Origin of the sequence: Flavobacterium ginsengiterrae (assembly GCF_039539785.1) — a bacterium.
In the GTDB taxonomy this organism is placed as follows: Bacteria; Bacteroidota; Bacteroidia; order Flavobacteriales; family Flavobacteriaceae; genus Flavobacterium; species Flavobacterium ginsengiterrae.
The window spans coordinates 109,823-136,051 of the sequence record NZ_BAABDU010000004.1 but is presented as its reverse complement, the minus strand read 5'-3'; the positions used below and the strand labels follow the sequence as shown (position 1 = coordinate 136,051).

General features: G+C 33.8%; 21 protein-coding genes. 3 read left to right on the top strand and 18 right to left on the bottom strand.

The window, feature by feature from the left end:
• The first annotated feature begins 90 nt into the window (after positions 1-90).
• From ABD859_RS11010 to ABD859_RS11000, 3 genes are all read left to right on the top strand, one after another.
• The gene (locus ABD859_RS11010; RefSeq protein WP_345144203.1) at positions 91-1,272 is read left to right on the top strand and encodes a TolC family protein; all 1,182 of its coding nucleotides are present in this window, start codon (positions 91-93) and stop codon (positions 1,270-1,272) included.
• Between the two features lie 2 nt (positions 1,273-1,274).
• Entirely contained in the window at positions 1,275-2,537 is a 1,263-nt protein-coding gene (locus tag ABD859_RS11005) for an efflux RND transporter periplasmic adaptor subunit (RefSeq protein ID WP_345144201.1), read from the top strand.
• 393 nt (positions 2,538-2,930) lie between these two features.
• Positions 2,931-4,931 (top strand): heavy metal translocating P-type ATPase, encoded by a 2,001-nt coding sequence (locus ABD859_RS11000; RefSeq protein WP_345144199.1) that lies wholly within the window; start codon positions 2,931-2,933, stop codon positions 4,929-4,931.
• Positions 4,932-4,957: 26 nt separating this feature from the next.
• On the opposite strand, the gene ABD859_RS10995 is transcribed toward ABD859_RS11000, so the two are convergent.
• From ABD859_RS10995 to ABD859_RS10910, 18 genes are all read right to left on the bottom strand, one after another.
• Positions 4,958-5,665 carry a hypothetical protein gene (locus ABD859_RS10995; protein WP_345144197.1) on the bottom strand — a complete coding sequence of 236 codons (708 nt, stop codon included), beginning with the start codon at positions 5,663-5,665 and terminating at the stop codon, positions 4,958-4,960.
• Between the two features lie 146 nt (positions 5,666-5,811).
• Positions 5,812-6,216: a tautomerase family protein gene (locus ABD859_RS10990; protein ID WP_345144195.1), complete on the bottom strand. Its 405-nt coding sequence runs from the start codon at positions 6,214-6,216 to the stop codon at positions 5,812-5,814.
• A 45-nt stretch (positions 6,217-6,261) separates the two neighbouring features.
• Positions 6,262-6,912, bottom strand: a complete 651-nt coding sequence (locus ABD859_RS10985; RefSeq protein ID WP_345144193.1) for a VOC family protein — start codon at positions 6,910-6,912, stop codon at positions 6,262-6,264.
• Positions 6,913-7,110: 198 nt separating this feature from the next.
• On the bottom strand, positions 7,111-7,533 hold the full coding sequence (locus tag ABD859_RS10980; protein ID WP_345144192.1) for a hypothetical protein: 423 nt from the start codon (positions 7,531-7,533) through the stop codon (positions 7,111-7,113).
• Between the two features lie 186 nt (positions 7,534-7,719).
• On the bottom strand, positions 7,720-8,106 hold the full coding sequence (locus tag ABD859_RS10975; RefSeq protein WP_345144191.1) for a hypothetical protein: 387 nt from the start codon (positions 8,104-8,106) through the stop codon (positions 7,720-7,722).
• A 172-nt stretch (positions 8,107-8,278) separates the two neighbouring features.
• Positions 8,279-8,893, bottom strand: a complete 615-nt coding sequence (locus tag ABD859_RS10970) for a hypothetical protein (RefSeq protein ID WP_345144189.1) — start codon at positions 8,891-8,893, stop codon at positions 8,279-8,281.
• Positions 8,894-9,229: 336 nt separating this feature from the next.
• Complete coding sequence (locus tag ABD859_RS10965) at positions 9,230-10,372, bottom strand: cytochrome-c peroxidase (RefSeq protein ID WP_345144188.1); 1,143 nt, start codon at positions 10,370-10,372, stop codon at positions 9,230-9,232.
• 234 nt (positions 10,373-10,606) lie between these two features.
• A complete protein-coding gene (locus ABD859_RS10960) occupies positions 10,607-12,073 on the bottom strand; it encodes a hypothetical protein (RefSeq protein ID WP_345144186.1) in 1,467 nt (488 codons plus the stop codon).
• Positions 12,060-13,520 carry a RagB/SusD family nutrient uptake outer membrane protein gene (locus tag ABD859_RS10955; RefSeq protein WP_345144184.1) on the bottom strand — a complete coding sequence of 487 codons (1,461 nt, stop codon included), beginning with the start codon at positions 13,518-13,520 and terminating at the stop codon, positions 12,060-12,062. The genes ABD859_RS10960 and ABD859_RS10955 overlap by 14 nt, the downstream gene beginning before the upstream one ends.
• Before the next feature lie 4 nt (positions 13,521-13,524).
• Positions 13,525-16,881 carry a SusC/RagA family TonB-linked outer membrane protein gene (locus ABD859_RS10950; protein ID WP_345144182.1) on the bottom strand — a complete coding sequence of 1,119 codons (3,357 nt, stop codon included), beginning with the start codon at positions 16,879-16,881 and terminating at the stop codon, positions 13,525-13,527.
• A 10-nt stretch (positions 16,882-16,891) separates the two neighbouring features.
• Positions 16,892-17,995, bottom strand: a complete 1,104-nt coding sequence (locus ABD859_RS10945; protein ID WP_345144180.1) for a FecR family protein — start codon at positions 17,993-17,995, stop codon at positions 16,892-16,894.
• Positions 17,996-18,062: 67 nt separating this feature from the next.
• Positions 18,063-18,662: an RNA polymerase sigma-70 factor gene (locus tag ABD859_RS10940; RefSeq protein ID WP_345144178.1), complete on the bottom strand. Its 600-nt coding sequence runs from the start codon at positions 18,660-18,662 to the stop codon at positions 18,063-18,065.
• A gap of 293 nt (positions 18,663-18,955) precedes the next feature.
• A complete protein-coding gene (locus ABD859_RS10935; protein ID WP_345144176.1) occupies positions 18,956-20,305 on the bottom strand; it encodes a DUF3526 domain-containing protein in 1,350 nt (449 codons plus the stop codon).
• 1 nt (position 20,306) lies between these two features.
• Complete coding sequence (locus ABD859_RS10930; protein WP_345144174.1) at positions 20,307-21,758, bottom strand: ABC transporter permease; 1,452 nt, start codon at positions 21,756-21,758, stop codon at positions 20,307-20,309.
• A gap of 5 nt (positions 21,759-21,763) precedes the next feature.
• Positions 21,764-24,217: a TonB-dependent receptor domain-containing protein gene (locus ABD859_RS10925; protein WP_345144172.1), complete on the bottom strand. Its 2,454-nt coding sequence runs from the start codon at positions 24,215-24,217 to the stop codon at positions 21,764-21,766.
• 1 nt (position 24,218) lies between these two features.
• Positions 24,219-24,914, bottom strand: coding sequence for an ABC transporter ATP-binding protein (locus ABD859_RS10920; RefSeq protein WP_345144170.1), 696 nt, complete (start codon positions 24,912-24,914; stop codon positions 24,219-24,221).
• A 235-nt stretch (positions 24,915-25,149) separates the two neighbouring features.
• Positions 25,150-25,500 carry a hypothetical protein gene (locus ABD859_RS10915; RefSeq protein ID WP_345144168.1) on the bottom strand — a complete coding sequence of 117 codons (351 nt, stop codon included), beginning with the start codon at positions 25,498-25,500 and terminating at the stop codon, positions 25,150-25,152.
• Positions 25,501-25,650: 150 nt separating this feature from the next.
• Positions 25,651-26,085 carry a DUF1810 domain-containing protein gene (locus ABD859_RS10910; RefSeq protein WP_345144166.1) on the bottom strand — a complete coding sequence of 145 codons (435 nt, stop codon included), beginning with the start codon at positions 26,083-26,085 and terminating at the stop codon, positions 25,651-25,653.
• Positions 26,086-26,229: the final 144 nt, after the last annotated feature.

Sequence of the window (26,229 nt, the reverse complement as noted above, 5' to 3'; positions counted from 1 at the left end):
AAAAAGAAAAGAATGAATTCAATATGTAAAATACAGCATAAAGCCTTTGCGAACTTTGCGAAAAAAACCTTGCGAACTTTGCGGTTAAATATGTGGTTAAGCACGTTCCTATTAACAGGAATGGCAACATTTGCACAGCAATCAATAAGCTTAGAAAAAGCAATAGAACTTGCCAAATCCAACAACATCGACTTAAAAATAGCCGATAAAGAAATCGAAAAACAAACCGTTCTTAAAAAAGCGGCTTTTCAGCCAGATCCGTTACAGGTTCAATATCAGGGCGGACAATTCAATAGTGTCGATTACGATCATAATGTTTCGGTCCAGCAGTTTTTTCCGTTAGGAAACATTACAAAAGCGAACCGACAATTACAGGAAGAACTGGCAAAGCTGGCCGAAAAACGAAAAGGATTATCCGCTTACGAAATTGAAAAAGCGGTGACTTTGGCGTATTATCAATATTTGTATGGTGTTTCGATTCAGAAACTCAATTCAGAACTGAATGATATTTATACCAAATTCCTAAAGAATGCCGAGCTGCGTTTTAAAACCGGAGAAAGCGGGAACATAGAAGTAATAAGTGCGAAAGCCAAAGTAAAAGAAATCGAAACGCAGAAAGCGCAATTAGAATACGATTTGGCGATGTATCAAAAACAGCTTCAGTTTTTTATTCAAACGGATGAAAATATCGTTCCGGATTCAAATACAGCTTTGCAATACGCTTTTATAGAAAATCAGGAAAATACAAAAGCTGAAACTTTGATGACCGATTTTTATCAACAGCAAATTTCGGTTTATCAAAAAGAAGCCGGAACATTTAAAGCTTTGCGGACGCCAAAAGTGGGTTTAGGCTATTTTGCGCAAACCATTAATACCGAATCTTTATTTCAGGGATTTACTGCCGGATTGCAGATTCCGATTTTTGGAGGCGTAAATACAACCAAAGCCAAAGCAGCAGAAATCAGTATTTCGCAGTCGCAATTGGCATTAGATAAAAATAAAATGATCCTCAATCTGCAAAAAGAAGAATTGCAGAACAACTTTAAAAAGCAGCAGAAAAACGTAGCTTATTTTCAAAATGAAGGTCTGCATTATGCCGATCAGATTATTGATACTGCACAGAAAAGTTATGCCAACGGCGACATGAGTTATTGGTCGTACATCAGTTTTTTAAATCAGGCAATCGACATTAAAAAGCAATTTGCAGAAGCTACGCACAGCTATAATCAAAGTGCTATTGAACTTCAGTTTCCAACCATCAAAAACAATTAAAAATGAAAAATATACCTTATTATTTAACCGCAAAGTTCGCAAAGAAAAAGTGCGAAGTCCGCAAGGAAATTAAAATTAGCGTTTTTAGCGCATTCTTAGCGCTCTTTGCGGTTACCTTTCAAAGCTGTAATGAAAAGAAAACAGAAGAAACTCAGGAAGAAGAAAAATCAACAACAGAAGTTGCTTTAACCGTTTCTCAATACAAAACTGTCGGAATTGAAACGGGAATTGTTGAAAACCGAAATTTGAACAAAATCATTAAAGCAAATGGTTATACGACCGTTCCTCCGCAAAATTCGGCTGAGGTTTCGACTTTGATTGGTGGGACAGTAAAAGATATTTATGTTTTAGAAGGAACTTTTGTAAACAAAGGAAAAGTTTTGGCTACGATTCAGAATCTTGAAGTTATCGAAATGCAGGAAGATTATCAATCAGCAATTGCCAATGTAGAATATCTTCAGTTAGAATTTAACCGCCAAAAAACATTAAGCGATGAAAATGTAAATCCGAGAAAGGTTTTTCAGGAAGTAAAAGCCAAATTAGCTGCCGAAAGAGCCCGCGCACAGGCAGCAAAAAACAAACTTGATGCTTTGCATGTTTCGACAAAAGGAACTACTTCGGTTGTACCTATTGTTTCGCCAATAAATGGTTTTGTTGGGAAAATTAATATTGCTAAAGGTGCTTTTGCCAATACTGGAGTTTCACTTTTTGAAGTGGTCGACAACAGCCAGATGCATTTGGATTTGAATGTGTACGAGAAAGATTTAGGTTCGATTTCTATAGGGCAGGTAATTGATTTTGTCTTAACGAATCAGTCTAATAAATCGATTAAAGGAAAGATTTTCGGAATCAATAAATCTTTTTCTAACGAAAGTAAAACGGTTGCTGTTCACGCCAAAATTGATCCTGCAGATGCTAAAGGTTTGATTCCGGGAATGTATGTTTCGGCGAATATCAATATTGTAAATGCAACGGTTCCGGCTCTTCCAAAAGATGCCGTTGTCCGCAATGCCGATAAATATTTTGTATTTGTGAAAGATGAAAATCACAAAGAAGAAAAACACGAACATAAGGAAGGCGAAAAAGAAGAAGCACACGAAGAAGAAGTTCATTTTAAAGCCATTGAAGTAATTCCGGGAACTACAGATTTAGGTTTTACAGAAATTAAGTTTGTAAACGAAGTTCCGGCAAATGCTAAAATTGTTACAAAAGGTGCGTTTTATCTGCTTTCAGCAATGAAAGGCGGAGGAGAGCATGAGCATTGATCTTTTTAAAGGTGCTGAGGTTCTAAGGTTCTAAGATGCTGAGTTTTTTACTGGAGTCAAATATGCTCGCAAAGGCGCGAAGTCACAAAGTTTTTTATGAAAATTATCCTCAATCTTGTCATTTCGACGAAGGAGAAATCTTCGCGGGCAGCTCGACAAAGTTTGGCGAAATTCGATGAGGAGTTACTTGTGGAGATTTCTCCTTCGTCGAAATGACAAATGCTCTACGGCTAATTTTCATCAAACAAAAAAACTTAGTGACTTTGCGTCTTTGCGAGATTAAAAAAATATTTGCTGAAGCTTAATTGACTCAAATTGATTAAATTTAGAGCATTATTTTAAACAAAGTTTCAGTGAACCCAAAACCTGAAACTTGAAACCTGAAATTATAAAATGATACATCAAGATAAAGAAGTAAAAAGTACTAAAAATAAAGCCAAACCTTCCTGCTGCTGTTCGCATGATGAGCCTGTTCATAACGATAATGATGGACACGATCACGGAGGTCACGATCATGAACATAATGCCGGCGGAAGTTTGTTTCAATTATTTCTTCCATCGATTATATCCTTTATTTTACTGATTATAGGGATTGGATTAGATAACTATTTTCCGCAAAACTGGTTTACAGGTTATGTTCGAATTGTCTGGTATGCTGTTGCGTATCTTCCGGTTGGACTTCCGGTTTTAAGAGAAGCTTATGAAAGTATTGTAAAAGGCGATGTTTTCTCGGAATTTTTCTTAATGTGTATTGCAACAATCGGCGCATTTGCTATTGGCGAATATCCGGAAGGTGTTGCGGTTATGCTGTTTTACACCATTGGAGAAACCTTTCAGGGAATGGCCGTTAACAGAGCCAAATCGAGTATTAAAAGTCTGCTGGATCAGCGTCCGGATGAGGTTCATGTTTTAGAAAATAATATTGCTGTTAAAGTCAAAGCCAAAGAGGTGAAGATTGGTTCAATTATTCAGCTGAAAGCGGGAGAAAAATTAGGATTAGACGGCGAATTATTATCTGATTCGGCTTCATTTAATACCGCAGCTTTAACTGGAGAAAGTAAACCCGATACTAAGAAGAAAGGCGAAACAGTTTTGGCCGGAATGATAAACGGAAACACCATTGCCGAAGTCAAAGTTACAACGGCCTACAACGACAGTAAATTGTCTAAAATTTTAGAATTAGTCCAAAATGCAACAACCAAAAAAGCACCTGCTGAATTGTTTATCAGAAAGTTTGCTAAAATCTACACGCCAATTGTAGTGTATTTAGCAATTGCAATTTGTTTGGTTCCAATGCTTTTTGTAGACAATTATATTTTTAGCGACTGGTTATACAGAGCTTTAGTTTTCTTGGTAATTTCCTGTCCGTGTGCTTTGGTTATCAGTATTCCGCTAGGTTATTTTGGCGGAATTGGTGCTGCAAGTAAAAATGGAATTCTGTTTAAAGGCAGTAATTTTCTCGACAGTATTTCTACAATTCAAAATGTGGTAGTAGACAAAACCGGAACTATGACCGAAGGCGTTTTTAAAGTTCAGGAAGTAATTATAAAACCAGAATTTGATAAAGAGGAAATTCTAAAACTCGTTAATGCTTTAGAAAACCGAAGCACACATCCTGTTGCAACAGCAATACATAATCATGTCGGGCCAATTGATTCTTCAGTTGAACTGAAAGATATCGAAGAAATTTCGGGACATGGATTAAAAGCAGTTTACAACGAAAAAGAATTATATGTAGGTAATTTTAAACTTTTGGATAAATATTCGATTTCGTACGATATTGATCCTTCTTCTATAGTTTACACGACAATTGCAATTGCTTACGATGGAAAGTTTGCAGGTTATTTAACCATTGCCGACGAAATTAAAGCCGATGCAAAAGAAACGGTTTCTAAACTAAAATCTTTAGGCGTAAAACTAACAATGCTGAGTGGTGATAAAACAAATGTGGTTCAGTTTGTAGCAGATAAACTGGGAATTATAAAGTATTTTGGTGATTTACTACCGGAAGATAAAGTCAATAAAGTAAACGAAATTAAAGCTAAAAACGAAACAATTGCTTTTGTGGGCGATGGTGTAAACGATGCGCCTGTAATTGCTTTAAGTACCGTTGGAATTGCAATGGGAGGTTTAGGAAGCGATGCAGCAATAGAAACTGCTGATATTGTTATTCAGGATGATAAACCAAGTAAAATTGCAATGGCAATTAATATTGGAAAACAAACTAAAAAAATTGTCTGGCAGAATATTATTCTGGCTTTTGTCGTAAAAGCTTTTGTGCTAATTCTAGGTGCGGGCGGACTTGCGACAATGTGGGAAGCAGTTTTTGCCGATGTCGGTGTGGCGCTTTTAGCAATCTTAAATGCCGTTCGAATTCAGAGAATGAAGTTTTAGATAATCTAAATCATTAAATGATTAATTCATTTGAGTTTAGATAAAGCTTCCTTTACTTTAAAAATGAGATGATTTGGGTCTATCTTGCTATTTTTATAAAATTTAAAACTCTTTGTTGTCAGATCGAGTTTAGCAATACCTCCACTCATTCCAATAAAAACATTTTCGTCATTAATTGTGGTTACTGAGTTAATATACAAACCACTCCAAAAAGTATTTTTTAAAATAAGGTATTTTCGATATCCTTTTACAATATAAAAGTTTTTACTCGTTGCAATTAGAAGTTTGTCATTATGGATTGTAAAAGCATGTGGAGCGTCAATAAAATCAACAACTTTTTTTTCAATAAATTTGTCGCCTTTTTTATTTAATTCGTACATGGCTCCAAAACTGAAAGTCATATGGGAAAAACTTTCGATATAGTATATTTTGTCTTTAAAAAGAAAAATGAATATGATATTTCCTCCTGCAATTAAAATTTCTTTTTTTGATATATCATCTGGAACGAAAGTTAATCGTCCTCCCCATTCACCATTATTTGTGCCTTTAAGGGTACCTTTATCTATTTTCAGCTCACAGGTATTGTTTCTTTCTATTTCTTTAATTTGTAATTTTCTGTCTACAATATTTACACTAAAATGGCAAGAATAACTTATTTCATACCATTCTTGCTCGCCAAATTTAGGAAAAATAGATTCTTTAAATTCGTTAGGTATTTCTATTGCGTTTGACATTTCTATCAATTTATTATTTATTTGTCAAATATAGAAAAAAACAATTATGTAAGAATATTCCTTTTTTAAAACAATAAACAATATTTAATGTTTTAAAACCTAAAAGAAAAGCTCAATTCATTTGTTTTGAATTAGGCTTTTCTTATTTAGAGTAATTTCTTCAAATGTTCTGGCTCCTGAATTTCACCATTGCCAAAAGACCAATTTTCCAGACCATTATTTTCAAGTAAAATAATGATGACGTTATTGATTGTAAATTCTGTTGAGGTGCTGATTTTTGTTGCTATTTGATGATAGAGTTTTTTCTTTTGTTCTAAAGTTCTTCCTTGTCCTGCAGTTATTTGCACGTAAACGATTTCTTCAGAATGTGAAATTCCCAAATAACTTTTAGGATATTTTATCTGATGCGTTTCTAATTCTTCAATAACATGAAAATAATCGTCTGCAGGAATATGAAATTCTTCAATTAAAGATTGATGTACAGCTTCCGAAATATTGTTTTTGGTTTCTAGCGAAAGTTTTTTAGGCAGACTGATTCTTACGAAAGGCATTTTGGTTAAATTAAAATTTAGATAAAAATACGGAACTTTAAACTTTTAAAAATTCAATTCAATAATATTTTCATTATTCTCCAAAGTAATTTTGACTGGATTGCTTTCAGAAGGAATTTGAGTTGGATACCAATTTCGGTTGGGCTGTACCAGAATTAATAAGCCATGATGATCGCCGATTGCAGCAAATTTTTCGGTATTCGTATTTTGAGAAAAGAAATGAAGTCCGTGATCTTCAATTAATTGATTTCCTAACTCCATGGGATTTTCGGTAACAATTCCAATCTCGCTTATATTTAAAATCGAGGCTGGGTTAAATTCGCCAACTTGTTCATTATTAAGATCATGTCGGGCAATGAATTCCAGCAAATTTCCATTTTGGTCGTAAAAATAAACCGAGTGTGCATTCCAGTTTTCAAAATGGGTAACGACACTTTTATCTTCTAAAACGATTAAATCTACTTTGTCCTGGCACCATTTAATGGCTTCTTCAAGCTGGTTTGCAGGAATATTAAAGGCGTAATGGTAAATTGAATTAAATTCAGAGTCTTCAACAAATTTTAAGATAGAAGTTCCTGCCTGAAATGTTATTGATTTTTGGTCATTTTCAAGAACAAAAAGTCCTAACACATTTTGATAAAATGCTTTTATTTTTTGAATATCGTTTGTTTTAATTTGAATCTGATCTATTCTCATGATGGTAGTGTTTATAAAAGAAAAAGGTTTCTTTTGATTGATAAGACAAATTTAAAAAACACTGTTTGTATTGTAAATACAGTGTTATTTTATGGATTGATGCGAGTATAGTAAATTACTATTTAAAAATGTATCTGGCAATAAAAAAGTCCGTTTTAAATTAATAAAACGGACTTTATATGTTTTAGCATCAATGTTTTAAGCCATGTCGATCAATCCTCTTTTTACAACATAATGATCATCGTTATTTTTTTCCAGCTGAAATTGCGCAACAAATCCAGAAGGTTCGCCCATATAAGTAACGCTTACATCAAAATATCTTGTATCGTTTTCGTTTTCTTCTCCCCACATAAAATCATCCAGAATATCCAGATTTCCAAGCCATTCTAAGTTATTGAGCCATTCTTTTCCTTCAAAAGATTCATCTTCGGCAATTTCGTGAATAAGATAATGATCGCGCCAGATTACATGAATAGATTCTTCCCAGTCGTCATACAAATGATCTACGCTGTTTTTGGCATTTTCTAATTCTCCTTTTTTTAAATAAGCAAAAAAATCTAAAACTTGTTTTTGAGCTTCAAGTTCGGTTGGTTTTTCTTTCCAGGTTTTAAAGGTTGTCATAAAAATTATTGGTTTAAGATGTTGATTTTTGGGGTTTTGAAAGACTATTTCTTTCTGCACAAATAAACTAATTTTCTTGTGATATTCAAGATGGAGGAGATTTATTTTGTAATTTTTTTCTACTTAAAATAAAACTGAAAATAGATTATTTAATAAAGAAAAAAGAGCTGATTTAGAAATAGCTTTTTAACTCACAATCGCTTTAAATGGCGGATAATTTGTTTCTTTATTTTGTAATTGAGAGGGTTTTCTAAATCTTGAACTTGATTCAATTTTAAAAATAATAGTGTCGTTACTATATTCTTTTACAGAAACATTAACCCAAAGAGGAAAATGTTGTTTAGGATATGTAAGTAAATTTATAACTTCATCCAATTCTCTTATTTTATTTGGTATATTATAGTTGTTAAGAACTGCCAATCTCATCCAGTCATCAGCAGAGTTGTGATTTTTTGTAATTTCTGGATCTATTACAACTTCAAACGTGTAAGTTGTAGGGGATTTTTCGCCTGAGGCAATGATTATTTCTTCAATTGTTTTTAAGAGGTTTTCTTTAAACAATTGTTTGTCCATTTGATTTAAATTTTTATTTAATTCCTGTTTTGGCATCAATGAATATCTTTTTTGTAAATATATTTAATTAAGATTTATTGATTGAAAAGTTTAAATAAAAAAGTCCGTTTCAATTAAGAAACGGACTTTAGAGATTCGCAGATTTTTGGGGCAATTTGCAAATCAGTTACATTTATTTTTTGTCCTTATGGCGCTTTTTATGATGATTGTCTCTAAGCTCTATAATTTCAGGATTATTGCTAAAGGCGAATGGGAGTAATTGTTTTGCGGGCATCATCATTAATTCTTCTTTTCTGAATTGCTCAAATAGTGTAATTCTAAGATTTTGAATTTCAGCAGATACCTTAGGATCATTGTTCAAAAATAATTCCTGAAGTCTGTACGGATGTTTGATATTTAATCTTTTTGCAAGTTCAATGACTTCTTCTTTATTTTTCCAGATATGCAAACCAACTCTTTCCCAGGAATAGGTAATTTTTAATTGAGCAAATCTGTAAGCGTCATCATCTTTAAACTCTGCCATTAAAATAACATTTACAGAGTCTGAATATTTTTTGATTTTCACTGGATCAAATCGGTACTCAATAAGCATTTTATCGAAAAGTTCTTTCGATACTTTTATTTTTAAATTTTCATCTAAGTACTTATACTTGTAACCTATGAAATCAATTTTTCTCAACGAATCAATTTTGATCTCTTTTTTGTGTAAAATCTCCTGAATATTATCTTGAGAAAACATAGGAGAAGAAACTAAAAATAGAATAACTAAAATATTTAATGACTTCATAAAACTTGCTTTTAAAATTAATAACTCAAAATTTCAATACGACAAATTATATTGTTTTTAAATTGTTTTTGCTTTTAAAGATTTCTCGCTTTTCGCTAAAAAGAATAAAAGCGGAACCGAAACGATAAAAGGAAATAAAAAAGAAAAAATGATTACTAAATAAGGATTTTTGAACTTGCTTTTATTCTTTAAAACATAATAAATAGAAATGGAAAACAAGATAAAATGCAATAAAAGAGCGATTTGATACAGGAATAAAACTACTTCGAATTGATTTATTAATTTGTTCATAGATAATTATTTAGATTGATTTAGTTTCTAATTCATTTTAAATGATTACTTCGGCATTTCTGGGGTCATAATTCTTCTTGTCGGCGTGCTTAATGTTTCAATGAATGCTAATAAATCACCAATTTCTTCTTTGCTCAAATCTAACTTTCTAAGCATTGGATCTGATTTTGGAATCAATGAATCTCTTGCTGTTCCCAGATATTTTTTCTGAACCGGCGATGGATTTCCTAAATTATACAATTCGACAACATCGAGTAAAGTAGGGAAGTGCCCGTGATGCATCCACGGTTTTGTATTTACCACTTCGCGTAAAGTCGGGGTTCTGAATTTGCCAATATCTTTTACATCTTTGGTTACATTATAACGTCCGAAATCTTCATTTTTTGTTCCGAATAAAGTCTGTCCGTCATTATGGAATTGATTATCACTGAAATAAGGCGTATTGTGGCAGTTAATGCATTGCGCTTTAGTTCTAAACAAATGCATTCCTTTTACTTGCTGATCGGTATAAATGTCTGATTTTCCGCTTACAAACTGATCGAATTTGCTTTTCGGACTATTGATTGATCTTTCAAAAGTTGCAATCGCATATTGAATTCGCTCAAGTGTTACTTTTTTATCTCCAAATGCAGCTGTAAACAGCGAATTATAGCCTTTAATTTTAGCAATTTTATCAACGGCAATCGTTAGTTTTTCGTTCATTTCTAAAGGATCAGAAACAGGAAACTGCGCCTGATCTTCTAAACTCGAAGCACGTCCGTCCCAAAACAAAGATGTGGCATACGCCGAATTTAAAATGGTCATAGAATTACGTTTTCCAGTCTGGCGGTCGTGACCAAAAGAACGAGTAAGATTATCAGTCCATCCTAATTCCGGATTATGGCAGGAAGCACAGGCAATTTGACCGCTTTTTGATAATCTTGGATCAAAAAATAAAATCTTTCCTAAACTTTCTTTTTCCTTCGAATACAGATTATAAGCTGGATAAGGAACAGCAGGAAGCACGCCAATATCCTGAAATTTAGATTTATCGACATTTTCATGCAGTTCTGCAGCGGGCCATTTCGAAACATCTCCGCTGGAATAGATTTTTCGTAATTCCTGAATATCAATGTAATCAGGATTTTCCACGCTTTTATAAGCCGATAAGCTCAGCAGGAAAAGAATAGGGAAGATTAGTTTTTTCAATTTTTTTGTTTTTTTTTGATTTTGTTTTTTTTTGATTTGTTTCAAGTTTCAGGTTACACGTTCTGTTTGAAACCTGAAACCTGAAACCTGAAACTTTTTATTCTAGACTCCAAAAGCTTTGTCAAAGTTTTAAACTTTGACAAAGCTCATTAAGGCTTTTTTGTTTCGAGTTTCATGTTTCAAGTTTCGAATAGAACGTGAAACTTTCAACCTGAAACTTGAAACAACTTAAAATTAAAGCGTAACTTCTTTAGGACATGGAATGCTTAAAGCAGCTGGCTTTGGATATGTTTTGTTGTTATACATTTTATATTGTGTAGAAACTGTTCCTCCAAACAATTCTTCGTTTGTCAGTTTTAATTCAAATGAAATTTCATATAAACCATTGCTGATTTCTTTGTAAGTTCCTTCTCCGGAAATCGCAATAATATGTGTATTTGCTGCACTCGAACCAATTGTTATATCCTGCGGAATTACAAGAACAGTTCCTTCTGTTTTACTATTTCCGTTTGCCGGGAAAAATTCTAAAGCTGAGGTAATATTAAATCCCGGAGAAATTGCTGCTGAGTTACTTTCGTTAGAAAACCATCTTTTTAAACCAAAAGAATTAACTGTATTTGTTCCGCTGGCTACGTTAAAACCTATTTTAAATGCATCGTGATAGATATCATCGTTAGGATTTGTGGTTCCTCTGTCACTGTAAAGTATTGCATTTGGATCGTCTTTGGTAACAATTACAGGAAAAGTTAAGGCGTTGAATGTCTGCCATGCACAATTACCACTAGTATTACTAAACCAATGTTCGCCGTAAGTTAAATAAAATGCATTTGTTGGATCTGTAAATTTAGATGCCGGATACGCCTTAACGTCTCTTGAAGATTTTATTGGTTTTGCAATAGTTAAATTGATATTTCCGGTAGCTGTGTAATTAGGAATGTTGATTAACGTTAATTTAGATTCGTAGCGAACATCATCATTTTGAAGGTCTTCTAAGAGCGTTAAATGATAGTTTACAGAAGTTCTGTTATCGCCGTAATCGTCATGTGTTAACGAATATTCAAAACCGTTTTGGAATTTAAAAATAGAAGCATTTTCAATTTCTTCAGGGAAAAAGCCATTTGGATAATTCACTCTAAAATCAATAGTTTCGCCAATTTCACCTTTAATGTTGTATGATGTTACCGGAAATGTATGATTAGTTGAAATGGCACCTAAATCAATTTTAAAAGTGTCATTAGTATATTCTGTATTCAAATTTCCAATATGAATATCAGGATTGGAAACTGTTTCCAGTTTTAAAGTGATATTTTGGCTTGCAGCCCATCTTTTATCAAAAGAAACATAAATGGTATCTGTTAGTTTATTTCCCTGAAATGAAAGTTCATTTACCGGATTTACACTAAAACTGTCGCTTATACCTGTAGTTTCGGCACTAAAATGAACTGTAACTGATTCTTTTAACGAACGGGCTGTTAAGGCTACCGGAACTTTTAATGTTTTTACAGATTTGTTTTCATAAGTGTTTTGAGGAACTAAACTTCCATTAACAGCCGGATATTCCAAAGGTGTATTATCACTTTTTACTAAAAAATTGAATCTTACAAATGGGTCAATGTCGGAGCCTATTTTATAATCATCTTTTGAACAAGATGTAAATAATATGGCCGTAAATATTATACTGAATATCTTAATACGAGTCATTTTGCTGCAAGTTTGGGTTAAGATTAGTGTTGAATGTTGGTATTGGCAGTACGTATTTTAAAGACGGATAAGTCATACTGCAGACTGTAGCGATACAACCGTCGTTTCTTGAAACATCTTTATGCATTCTGGCGATATCAAAGAATAAAAAGCCTTCAAAGCATAATTCTTTTCTTCTTTCTAAAAAGATATTTTCTTTTAGATTAGCGGTACTGGTTAGTAATGATGCATTTGCGCGGGCGCGGATAATGTTAATATCTGCCATTGCCTGATCTGCACGATTTGTTTCTAAAGCAGCTTCGGCACGAATTAAATACATTTCGCTGAGTCTGAAAGCAACATAACCCGGGTTATCCTGAAATTTTTTAGTAAAATTGTAGTTACGAGTTGTTTGTACACCATCTACAATTGTAAAAAGCGATTTTTCTAAAAATAATTGTTTTCTTAAATCTGTGTTTTCGTATAGATTTATTAAATCATTTGAAGCGGTATATTTTTGAAAGTTTGTATCTGAGGTATATCCAAAAACTTGCGCCATTGATGATGAAACGTTTCCTTCGGTATCTTTTCGAATTGAAAATTCAAGCAGGATTTCTGAAATAGGAAGATCTGGTTTTTCCCATTCTGCAACTAAGCTTTCCTTACTGGTTAATACAACACCAGAATTTGTAATTACATCATTTGCAACATCGTAAGCATTTGTCCAGTCTCCTTTTTGAAGATAAACCCTTGCCAGTAATGCTTTTGTGCTTTTTTGACTGAAAAAAGATGTTGCAGAACCTGTAAGCAATGAACTGTCTGAATAATTGTCAATAGCTGTTTTTAAGTCTTCGATAATTAAAGAATAAGTTTCTGCAGCAGTTTTCCTTGCCGGATATTTTATTCCGGATTTAATAGATTCTGTGCTGTAAATTATTCCTAAATGTGAGGCATCTGGGGTGTATTTATAATCCTGACTGTATACAAGCGATAAAAGAAAATGGGCATAAGCTCTAATAGTCAAAGCTTCTGCTTTTATTTGATTTTTCTCAGTTTCTGTAGCATCAGTTATAGCAGGAGTGTACTCTAAAATTAAATTAGCCTGATTTATTATCTTATAATTAGTATCATAAAATGATTTAAAATTACTGGTTAGAGCTAAATCTTCAAAAGAATAAACTTGCTCGATATTTGATGATATTGAAATTTGTCCTTTAAGACTTCCCGTAGCAGTAGGAGCAAACTTTAGATTACCGCCTTGTAAATCAGCATAAACGGCAAAACGTTCTGGTCTAATATTGCCTTCCAGGTCATAGTAAAGTCCTGTAAGTGCTTGTAAAACACCTTTTTTGTTTTGAAAAAGTTCGTCTATAGAAGTTTCTGTTCCGGGTTCTTGTTCTAAAAAGTCACTACAGCTTTGCAGCGAAAGGATCAGGAAAAATATTGATAGGTATTTTGAATATTTCATTTTCTTAAAATTTAGCATTAACTCCCAGCGAAATTGTTCTTGCCTGAGGATAAGTATAACTATACTCTCGTATTCCATTCATTCCTTTCGGGCTTTTTTCTTTGTACCAGTATGCCACATTTGTAGCATCTGCAAAAACAGAAAGAGCATCCAGAAAACTATTTTTTAACGGAACACTATAACTTAAATTAACATTACTAATTCTGATATAGGTTGCATCATAAATATACTTACTTAAGTTTGGCAGTAGAGGAGATGCCGTAACTGCTGACTGCGAAACATTATCTCCGGGATTTCTCCAGTAATCGTAAGCGTTAACAGATAAATTTCTATTAGAAGTATTTGAATATTTGTCTACAAGAGCATCTGATACCAAGAAATCCCCGCCAATTTGATAATCTCCTCTAATTGATAAAGTTAAATTGTTATAAAAAGTAAAATTATTATAGAAACCTCCATAAGCATCTGCTTGTTTATCTCCAATAGGCTCCCAGTCAGCGATTGTATATAAATCATTATACGTTTTAGCATCGTAAACTTTACCATTTTTTTGCACAAGATCCCTGCCTGTTGCCGGATCTACACCAATCCATTTTACTCCCCATAATGTTGTAGTGCTGTAACCGATTTTTTGTGCCAGAGCTAAATTTGCCACAGAATAATCACTTCCTAAACCTTTTAGATACGTAACTTTACTATCGACTGTTGATATATTGAATGCAGTTGTCCATTTAAAGGCATTACTTTTTATCCATTTAATTCTTGTAGTAAGTTCAAAACCTTTATTATACATGCTTGACGCATTTAGTTGAACAGAACTATAACCGTTTTCTGTTGGAATATCTCTGGAAGTAATTAAGTCACTTTTATTATCGTAATAATATTCTAATGTCAATTCAACTCTTTTGAAAACATTAAAATCAAATCCTGCATTGAATTTTGTGTTTTTTTCCCATTGTAATCTACCATTAGGCGCAGTTCCTACAGTTGCCCCAATTGAACCGTTATATTGGTTTTGGCCAATATTATACAATCCGGCAGATCTGTATGAACCAATTTTAGAATTTCCCGTTGTACCATAACTGGCTTTTAATTTCAAGAAATCAATCCATGAATTAGAATTCAGAAAATTTTCATTGCTTATAATCCATCCTGCTCCCAAACCGCCATTATGAGCCACATCAGTATCGTCTCCAAAAACAGAACTTTGATCACGACGATAATTCGCCAGTAAAAAATAACGTTTTTTATAGTTGTAATTTAATTGTGAGAATAGCGAAACTCTTGAATTATAACTAATTTCACTTCTGTAAGTCTGCCCGCTTTTAGATTCATCAGCTGGTGTATCCGGATTGTCATCTCTTATTGCCTCTGCTACACTGTGAATATATTCCGGATTTAAAAAACCTATTCCAGCTTTGTAATTAACATCAGTTTTATCTTCAGCTAGTTCAAATCCAACTACACCATCAATTTCATTGCTTTCATTTAATTGTTTATTAAATAATGCTTGTCCCTGCCAGTTCCATTTTAAAGAATTTCTTTGATTTATAACACGGCGTCCCCATGCTGGTCTGCTAATTCCGTCGAGGGTAAAAGTTCCATTGTTCTGTCCGCTTTCATTTGCTGCAGAAAAGTAGCGATCCTGTTCTTTATCAGTATAATCCATACCAAAAAGAGTAGAGAATTTGATGTTTTTATTAAGTTTATAAGATAAATTTAAACTACCTAACAGACCGAAAGTTTGTGCTTCATTTTTGTTTTGTTCGATTGCAGCCAAAGGATTTCCTCTGGTTGAACCGCTTACTCCTAAATCAGCATAAGAGCCATCTGCATTATAAACCGCAAGGGTAGGAATATAGGCAAAACTGTAAAAAATATTTGGCGCATCTTTTTGTACAAAACTAGGATTCATCATTAAGTTAATGTCCCACTTTCCGGAATTATAACCTAAATTAATTCCGGCATTTAATTGTTTGGTTTTGTTTCCAATCTGCGGTTCATCAATTTTTGTATAACTAATATTTGTACGGTATGAAAACTTAGAAGTTGAACCAGAAACATTAAAATTGTACTTATTAAAAATACCAGATCTGTTTAATATGTTAAACCAATCTGTATTTATGCCATTGTATGCAAAAGGAACATGGGTTGGCGTAGTATTTTTCAAATATTCGTTTCGAAGCTCTGTGTATTGTTCTCCATTTAAATATTTAATTTGATTAATGGCAGAAGAAACCCCTAACTGATTAGAAAAACCAAACTGTGTTTTTCCCTTTTTTCCCTTTTTGGTAGTAATCAAAATTACACCGTTTGCACCATCGGCACCATAGATACCAACTGCTGCAGCATCTTTCAAAACAGAAATAGTTTCAATGTTTTCTGGAGCAATTTTCATTAATGGATTTGCCAGATTTTCAGCGAAATCACCACTTCCATCAAACGAGTTACTGTCAATAGCAAATTCTTCGCTCATTACGACACCATCAACAATAATAAGAGGCTGAGATGAAGTACCTGTAATAGATCCGTTTAAAGAAGATAAAGTTCCCTGACCACGAACATTGATTTTTACAGGACCACCAACTCCAGACGTATTTTCAACCAAAACTCCTGCAATTTGTCCGGTTATCATTTTATCAAAACTTTCAGAAGCCTGTTCAACAGCAATATCTTTAGCCTGCAATGTCGAAATACTCCCCACAATTTCTTCTTTTAATTTTTCAGTTCCATAAGAAGAAGTAATTACAACCGGATTTAATTCATCTGTAACTTCCTGAAGATAAAAAACAAACGATTTTTTATCTTCGGCTTTTTGAGATTGTGTTTCCATTCCTAAAAATCCCGCTTCAAGAACCAGATTTGGGATATTATTTCCTTTTAACTGATAAACGAATTTTCCGTTAAAATCAGTTATAGCGCCCATTCCGGTTCCTTTTATACGGATTGTCGCGCCCGGAAGAGGCAGTTTATCTTTAGCATTATAAACCGTTCCGGTAATAAATCTTTCCGTTTCATGAGTATCGGCATTCGATGTATCAGGAGCAGCACTGGTTAATAAAACCTGCTTTTTCTGAATGTAAAATGAAATATTTTTATCCTTTAATAACTGTGTTAAAGCCGTTTCAAGAGTCGCATTATTAACATCTAAATCGCCAAGCTGGTCAGTGTCTATTTTTTTAGCATTATAAATTATTCTAAAATCAGTTTGTTCTTCAATTGATTTGATAATTAGGCTTATAGGTTTGTTTTTTACGTGTAATGTTATGAGTTTATTCTGAGAAAATCCTTTAAAACCAGATATGAGAATGGCTAAGAAAAACAGAATTTTTCTTAAAACGGGTTGTATCGCAAATGTCATGTTTATTTATTTATCGAGGATTGGTAATTGTAATTGTTTTATGATCAATTGAATAATTAAAAGGAGTGTCGCGTTTTAGAAGGTCTAAAATGTTCTCGACACTAGATTCGCTGCTATTTATTGTACCAGTAAAATTCTGTCTGGCCAAGTCAGAATTTTGATTGATAATTTCAACGTCGTAGGTGCGCTGAATAATCTTAGCGATTGTAGAAAATGGGGTGTCTTTAAATGCGAGTTCTCCTTTTGTCCAGGCTGAGTAAAGGGAAACATCAACATTTTTGAGGGTAATTTTTTTAGCATTATTCTGCCATGTCGCCATTTGGTTTGGCTCAAGCAAAATTGCATTTGAAGGATCAGCAGTTTCAGACATTTGGATGCTTCCTTCAACTAAAGTACTGTTAACAGTAGGATTTTCGGGATAAGCGCTCACATTAAACTTTGTCCCAAGAACCTTAATATCAACCTGATTGGCATTTACAATAAACGGATGCTCTTTATCTTTGGCTACTTCAAAAAAAGCTTCACCGGTTAAATACACATTTCGGTTTCCGTTTATGCCAAACTGTTCCGGATAACGCAATGAACTTCCGGCGTTTAAACTCACAATAGTGCCGTCAGAAAGTTTAAGTTTAAATCGTTTTCCGTATGGAATAGTAAGTGTGTTGTAAACCACTTTATCATTTGAAGTTTTACCAAAATAAATGATTTGATTAGGAAATCTTTTAGCCACCAAATCTCCTTTGTCATTTACTAAAGTGGTTTCATTTTTTCCAGAAAAATATTCCAGACGGCCGTCGCCCATTTCCAGAACAATTTCTTTTGATGTTTTAGATTTATCGGTAAATAATAAAATAGTTTTTCCTAACCCAATAAGAACTAAAAATACTGCGGCGTAACTTAAATACTTCCTCAGTTTGTTTTTAGGTTTCATTTGAATTAATGGAACAGAATCACTAAAAATATCTTTAGATATGCCGGAAAGAACCCACGCTTTCTTTGCCGTTATAAATTGTTTCTTGTTTTCTGCCGATTCTTCAATCCATTCAAAAAGTGCCTGAACTTCTTGCTCTGAAGCTTCGTTAGAAAGATATTTTTGTATTATTTCCGATGTCATATTTGAGTATTAAAACTTCTCGTTATTGTTAGTACACCTCAGAAATAAAAAACCCTACCTTTTATTCTTAATTATTATAAATAAGGATAAAAATCAAGAACAAATAATCCGATAATTTCGTCTTTAAAATCTTCAAAGCCTTTGTCATGTGGGCTTCAACGGCTTTTAAAGTAACTTCCATTTCTTCGGCGATTTCTGCATTTTTTTTATTCTCGAAGCGTTTTTTTATAAAAACTTCTCTGGTTTTGGGAGGTAATTCGTTAATAGATTCCTGAATAATGCGTTCTAATTCGGTTAGTTCTAAAGTGTCGAATTGCAGCGAATTTAAAACCTCAATATCCAGTTCTCTTTCTTGGTGGTTAAGCAGGTCGTTTTTAAATTTATCCTTTACCTTATTATGGCGGATTAAATTCAAACATTTAGATTTGGCGTAAGTAAACAAAAAAGCCTGAATCCCGTTTATAGATTCTACATTTTCCTTGTTCTGCCATAAGTGCAGTAAAGCTTCCTGAGCCAGATTTTCGGCTTCATCAGCGTCATAAATAAACTGAACGCTGAATGACTGGATTCTTCTGAAATATTTATCGTAAAAAAAAGTATACGCAGTTTCGTCTCCATTCTTAAAAGAATGAAATAGTTCTAATTCGAAACTGGTATTGTTGTTCATTAAACGAAATTTACTTTACAGAAGCCATATAAGTATTTTTGAAAAGTACTTAATTTGCTCAGAAAGCGGCAAATATAGAAGTTTATTTATATTAATTCTAAATAAAATAAAAATAAAGACCTTTACTGAAAATTTTATTCAGAAAAGGTTTGGTTTGACTGTTTTTTAACCGCAAAGCACGCAGGGTTTTGTTGTATACTAAGGCTGTAAAAAACGCAAAGTCCGCAAAGCTTTGTCTAAAAAACTTTGCGGGCTTTGCGTAATTATTAGTGCCTTTGCGGTTAAAAAAAGCCTTAAATAGTAATCTTTCGATTAAAATTTCTCCATCCAAAACCAATCAATAATAAACTGAAAAGCAGTAATGGTAAAAAGGCTTTCATAAAACTCGTTTCAGTGTTATCTGTAAAGGTTTCGACTTTAAAATCTTCCCATTTTTGTTCGTTAACCGGAGCATTATCGAATATTTTTGGATAAAAATGCAGTCTTAGTTTTTCATGAAACTGCGTTGTTTCTTTTAAAAACAAAAGCTGGTTTCGCAAATCAGACTTTGCAATTTCATTTAACTGAATCTGCGTATGAAGCGTTGGAATAAACTGCGCGATTAATTCGCCTGCGCGGTTGCGCTGCAATAGTTTGGTCTCTAATTCTTTTGACTGTACTGCCGATTCATCGTCGCCCATTTGCTGCATGGCGTAATACCAAAGCCAGCTGAATTCTTTATCTGGAAGAAGATAATTTTTAAACTGCGGATAATGTTTGTAGAATTTATCCAGCGTTTCCTGTTTATCCATATCCCATTTTTCATGATACGCATTTCGCTGTGTAAGTGTTAATTCTAAAGCCTCAGGAACTTTGTATCGGTTAATAATGTAAGTATTAATTACCGCAGGCAGAATAATAATCAAAAACAGCCAGACAGTAAGTAAAATAACCGCATTAAAATTTGAGTTTTTTTGAAGCGAAACAACAAAAAAGCAAACCGCAAACCAAAACAAAATATACAAAACTGAAAGTCCGTAAAAAACAAAAAATGCCTTATCAAGCGGAATCTGCAAAAACAAAACTGCGGCTAAAAGTATTAAACTTAAAAGTGTTGTTAAGCTTAAAATTCGAACATAAAACAGTTTTAAAATGTATAAAAAGGTATTAGAACTTTGCGTAGCCACAATTTTCCAAGTTCCTGATTCTTTTTCTTCGGAAATAATATTATATGAAAAAGCAATAATCAAAAGCGGAAACAAATACAAAAGCACAAAGCTGAAATCAATATTTCCGGATAAAAGATTACTTGGATTATTAAGTTCAGAATCGTATTTCTGACCTTCTAAACCGCGTATCGTAACACTTTGAATCGACGGATTTACATCGCGCTGGCCAATTGCCAGACTATTTATAGGAAGCGTTTTATTAACCAGAGAAAATTTGATGTAGTAGAGGAGAAGCCCAATTTCGTCTTTATGAAAAGCAGCATTTCTGGCAATATGTTCCTTTTGATAAACTGCAGCTTCGGCAATATTATTTTGCTGTTTTTCCTGAAACTGACGACCAATTAAAAGGCTTATAAAACCAATAAGAAGTAAAAACAGCAAACCAATTTTGGTACCTTTTGAGCGTATAAAATTTTTAAATAAGAGTACTAACATATTAAATGGCTTTTAGATTTTTAGCAGCAATTCTGATTAAAATAAACAACAGAATTACCCATAAAAGAATAGAAATAACAGAAACAATTTCGGTTTTTAAAACCTCCGCAATACCTTTTGGTTCATAATGAAATTCTTCAACTTCTGCCCAGTGTTCTTTGCCAATTGTAAGCGGTTTATCGTTTGGTCCGGGTTTTTTATTGCTGATGTATTTAACTTGTAAAGCATTCATTTTCTGCGCCATTCCGTAACGATATTTTTCGGCTTGTTTTTGAAAATCGATGTACGAATCATAATCAGTATTTGATAATCCCATCGAAAGATTTTTCATCGCGATATAAGGGTTTAAAAACGATACCGCTTTAGAAAAACTGTTTTGTCTGGCATAAATTTTAAGCAGTTCTTCTAAATGTTTGTTGTAAATATTCGAACTGATTTTTTCGCCTTCGGTCATAATAAATCCCGAATAATTAAAAGGAAGTTTTTGTACCGAATCGACTTTGTAAGCTCTTAATAAAGAATCTTTTATGGCTTTATAATGTACATCGTTTGGATTATGGCTGTCTCCTTGTTTCAGGATATTTTTTTCGATATCGCTGGTAAACTGAGTTTTAGAAGGCGCTTCATACAAATACGCACCCACTGCCTGTGTAGTTCTTGGCAGAATAATGGTAAAAATAAGCCAGATTCCAATTAACGAAACCAAAGCTTTTTTTGAGGTTTTGCTTGATGCCGAAACCAAAACAGCCACGACACAAAAAAACATTAAATAAATAAAATGAAAGACAATAAACAGCAGCATTTTAATGGTTTCATCTGCCGAAATTGAAAAGTTTTGAAGTATTAACCAAATTAAAACCAGCACGATAATCGTGGGAATAAAAAGCAGCATTATAACGCCGGCAATACCCAGAATTTTTCCAAATAAAAGCTGTTTCCAGCTGATTCCCTGGCTTAAAAGTATTTTTAAAGTTACGTTTTCTCTTTCGTAAGCTACAGAATTAAACCCAACAAAAAAGATTAACAAAGGCAGTAAAATCTGCAAAACCATGGCAATGCTGATTTCGCCAAAACGAAGCATACTGTTTGAAAATCCTGCTTCAGAAAAATTAGCCGTGTTTTGTTTGTGTGCTTCCATAAAAATGGCATTTCCAAAAAATGGTTCCATTCCAAATTCAAAAACACTCAGCGATGTACTTTTTCTAAAAGCAAAATTGCCGTAATGCGCCATTCTATGCGGATTTTTATCGGGATTTTTTAACCAGTCTTCGCGCGATTCATGCTGATATTTTTCGCTGGTTTCATTTTGGCTTTTGTAATTATCCCAACCCGAAAAAGCAGCAAATAAAAGCAGTGCGCCAATAAAAAAAGTAATAATATAAAGTGCCTGATTTTTAAAAACAGAGTTTTTAAAATGTCGGGCTATAAGAATTTCTGTTTGTAATAATTTCATATAAATTAAAATTTATAAGTTACCGTAAGACTTGCATTTCTTGGACTTCCCGGAAATAAACGCAGATAATTCTGCGCGCCAAGCCAATACGTTTTGTTTAATAAATTGCCTGCGTTTACGGCAATCTGTACATTGCTTTTGCTAGGTTTGTAAAACAAAGCAGCATCAAAAATGGTAAAATCAGGAAGTGTAAAATCGCGCGTAAACCAAGGCACTTTACTGCTTTGGTACTGCATTCCAATTCCGATTCCTAAATCTTTTAAAGCAGAGTCAGCTTTAAAATTATAACGAGTCCATAAATTAGCGCTGTTTTTTGGTGTGTTCTGCTTTCTCGCGCCAATTAAAGCCGTATTGCTGTCTTTGGTAATTTCGGCATCAATGTAACTGTACGAGGCGTTTATCTGCCAGTCTGGAGTAATATATCCGGCTAAATCGCATTCAAAACCACGGCTTCTTTCAGCACCTCTTGTTACCAGCAAATCAGGATTTACAGGATCGTTGGCATTCATTAAAATATTGCGCTGATTGATTTCGTAAATCGCCGCATTAAAACTCATGCTGTTGTTTAAAAAAGTAGTTTTTATTCCCACTTCTTTTAAATCACTTTCCAGGGGATCAAACAAACTTCCAGCAGGCAGAGAACCTGTTTGAGGCATTAATGTTACCGTATTCGATTGCGGCTGATAACCTTCTAGATATGTCGTGTAAACATTAATTGCGCTGTTTACGGCATACGTAATTCCAACTCTTGGCAGTAAGGCAGATTTTTTGACTTTCAGCTCATTATTGGTTTCGTAATTTGTAATATCTTCAAACCATTCGCTTCTTAAACCCAATAAAACGGTCAATTTTTCCCATTGAATCTGATCCTGAATATAAACCGCATTTGTAGTCGTTAATGCAGATGGAAGCGCAGTTCGAACATTTAAAGTATAATCTTCGGGGCTTGTTATTTTATACACCGGATTATTTAAGTTGAAATATTCTACATTTGGTTTTGGCAGTTCAATGCCGTCTACCGTAATAGTTTGATAATTAGAAGCATTTGCCGGTACAAAAGAGCCTGCAACCGTTCCGTCATTCAATAAATAACCTCTTGCCGCGTTTTGTCCGCCGCCTTTATTTTTATTCCAGCTGCTTAAATCGTAACCCGTTAATAATTTATGATTGAGATTTCCGGTTTTAAAATCAAAATTAAAGTACGCACTTAAGTTGTCTACATCCCAATTTTGCTGACGCTGAACAAACTGCATCATTGCCAGACTCGAAACCGGCTGATTATTCATATCGACCGCAAAAGCATTTGTAGTTCTGTGTTCCTGAAGATCTTCTGTCCAGGTTTGTTTCATATACGAAGCATTAAAACCAATTTTTGAGTTGAATTTATGCGCAAAATTGGTCATCAAAATCATTTCTTTTGATTTAAAGAAATCGCCCGAAGCGCCGAGATTCAAACTTATTGGCGTTTTATTTAAACTGGTTTTTCCGGCAACGGCGCCAAAAATTGGCTGCCCGCGGTCCAGAGTCCCCGTCATGTCGCTCAAAATAAGTTCTGTATTAATTGCCGTTTTCTCGTTTGGAATATAGCTGAACGACGGAGAAATCAAAAAGGACTTATTATTAACCAAATCCCTGAACGATTTAGCCTGCTGATACGCACCGTTTACACGATACAAAAGCGTTTTTGACTCGTTTAAAGGTCCTGTAAAATCAAGTGTTCCGCGAAGAGTGCTAAAACTTCCCACGCTCATGCTGACTTCTTTTCGGTCTATTGCCAAAGGTTTTTTGGTTACCATATTAATGCTTCCGCCCGGATCTACAGACGAAAACGTGGCGCTCGACGGACCTTTTATAACTTCAATACGCTCTATATTGCTCGTTAAAGGCTGCAGAAAATAATACTGACGCGTTCGCATTCCGTTAATAATCTGACCTTCTTCATTTTGGCTGATACCACGAATCGTGTATTGATTGTAATAACTCGCCGGAATTACGCCGCTGGACATTTTTACGGCATCGGCCAGATAAAAAGCGCCTTTGTCTGCTATTAATTCTTTGGTTATGGTTGAAATAGACTGCGGAATATCTTTGTTTAAAGTGGCAATTTTTGTGGCTGCAAACGAATAATCGCTGTTGTATTTTTTAGTCGAACGGCCTAAAATTTCAACAGTCTGCAATTCATTTCGGTCAGTTTCAAGCTGAATAGTCATAAAATCTGAACTCGATTTCAGCTGTAAGGTCTTGTAACCTGCTGCCGAAATTTCAATAATTCCCTGACCTTCTAGTTTAAAATTTCCGTCCTGATCTGTAACGGTTTCTTTATTAGAGTTTAAAATTTCTACCGATGCTCCGATAATGGCTTCTTTGGAAATATTATCGATAATCTTTCCTCTAATTTCCTGCGACTGTGCATGATTTGCAAGACCAATTAAGAATAAAATAGAAAATATATTCTTCATCTTAAACGGTTTGTAAATACAAATCTTCCAGCTCATTGGCCGATATTTTATCAGCTTCAATAACCGTAACCAGATTTCCCTGTTTCATGATTCCAATATGCGAAGCGACTTCCCTTGCTCTGAAAATATCGTGAGTTGCCATTAAAATTGCTGTTCCGTCTGCTGAAAGTTCTTTTAAAATCTGCGAAAATTCATTAGATGCTTTTGGATCTAAACCGCTTGTAGGTTCGTCTAACAAAAGCACTTTTGCTTTTTTGGCAATGGCAATCGCGATTCCTACTTTCTGACGCATTCCTTTAGAATAACCGCCTAAGTTTTGATCATGCGCTGCAGCCTGAAGTCCGGCTTTGCTTAAAAAATAAGTCAGTTCTCCTGCCGAATATTTAAATCCTGCCAGCGACGAAAAGAATTTAAGATTCTCTAAACCAGTTAGATTTGGATATAACATTACCGTTTCTGGAATATAGGCAATATGTTTTTTGGTTTCCTGATTGTTTTCTGTAACCGAAATATTGTTGATTTCCAATTCACCCGAAGTAGGCTCAATAAATCCCAGGAATAAATTAATAGTAGTGGTTTTTCCGGCGCCGTTTTGTCCTAAAAGGGCAAAGATTTCGCCTTCTTTTATAGTTAAGTTTAAGGCATTTAAAGCCGTGTAATCGCCATATTTCTTGGTGAGGTTTGTTGCTGTAAGCATAAGTTTGTTTATTGAGAAAATTTGATTTTTTTTAAAATAGATATATAATTTTCAGGCTTTTAAAAAGATTTAAAAGCTTAAAATTATTTGTGTATTGAAGAATTACTGCAGGAAAACAGACGTGTTTTTGATTGAATCCGAAAGAGATACATCAAAAAAAATAGTAAAACATGTTTTCTTTTTCCTAAATAGTATAGGTAAAACTGTTTATACCTGAAAAATTGAAATGCAGTAATTATAAAAGTGCGGGAGGCGCTCGCAGTGCAAAAAGACTGCCTTTAAAAAAGGTTGAAATACTTTCAAAGTAAAAGAATATACCAGAGATTTCAACGGTTGTTTTATGAAATGAAAATGCCTCAAAAGTATTTGGAATATACGTACTGAAGGTAAAATGACAAATATGACAATTAGAATCGACAGAGTGGCTGTGTGTTATTTCTTTTTGCCCGGCAGTGTATTTATGATCGCAGTGTTTTTCTGATGCCTGTCTTAAAATATGCTCGTAGGAGTGAACCGTCTGAAACAGCATGGCGAACAATACTGCAAAAGACATCAGGAAATTTATAAATGCAATTTTCTTTTTCATTCCGTGGTATTTCCGTTGCAAGTTTAAAAGTTTAATTATCAAACAAATAAACGCAACAGCGTTGCAAATATAAATATCTTATTTATAAATGCCGTTAAATAGGCTTTATTTTTAAAAGATCTCGTGTATTTGCAAATTGATTCTTACTTCTTATAAATTGCTGTATAATAATTGTAGTGTATGAAAATCAGATGATCCGTCGAAATATTTATGCAGTACTTCCTGAAAAACCGGTTCTGTATTCTGAATGCTCGCAAACAGTGTCATGCATGACTGTAATTTTGCAACATCTGGAGAACCAAATATATCGCCGACTGTTTCTTCTTCTTTTTTGATAAGTTCTGCGGTAATTTCAATTAAATGTTTGCCTAAAATAGGATGTTCAAGAAAAGCGATGGCTTCATCGGCATTTTTAATTTCATAGAATTTTGAAGTATCGCTGGAACCCATTCCTTTTATCTGCGGAAAAATAAACCACATCCACGGAGATTCTTTTTTACCTTTTTTAATTTCATCAAGAGCCGTTAAATAAAGTTTATTCTGGGCGTCTAAAAACCTGATTAATTCTTTTGTATTATAAGCCATTCTTTACTGAATTGATTTGGGGGATTCAGGTCATAAAACTACTGAAAATATGTTTAGTTGTACATTACTAAATCTTTTTTTTACTGCTAATTTTTTTAAATATTACGAAGCAGAATATGTGTAGAGATTTAGCTGCAAAATCAT